The sequence below is a fragment of the Pseudoalteromonas sp. S3178 genome (assembly GCF_005886985.1).
GTDB lineage: Bacteria > Pseudomonadota > Gammaproteobacteria > Enterobacterales > Alteromonadaceae > Pseudoalteromonas > Pseudoalteromonas carrageenovora.
This window is the reverse complement of sequence record NZ_PNCW01000681.1, coordinates 1-290: the sequence shown is the minus strand read 5'-3', so window position 1 is coordinate 290 and position 290 is coordinate 1. Positions and strand designations below refer to the sequence as shown.

The window sequence follows — 290 nt, the reverse complement described above, 5'->3', positions numbered from 1 at the left end:
GGGCTAAATACAACATATTTCAAATTCCCATTGAATATGACAGTACTGTTAATTGCAGATCCTACAATAACATTCATATCGAAAGCTAATCTACCACTATCATATACATGCATTTTATATTCGGGTATATTCACTACAATATAATTGCTATCATTTTCAGGAGGCATCCAACGCATACGTTCCATATTTACGAGTAGCTGTTGTATTCTTTTTTCCAAGGGAACATTGAGCTCAGCGATCATTTTATTCCCAATGGCACCATCCACATATAAACCCATAGCGCGTTGAAA

General features: G+C 35.5%; 1 pseudogene. It reads right to left on the bottom strand.

From position 1 onward, the window contains the following. Window positions 1-266: pseudogene (locus tag CWC11_RS23260) on the bottom strand (hypothetical protein); the annotation flags it as partial. Window positions 267-290 lie beyond the last annotated feature (24 nt).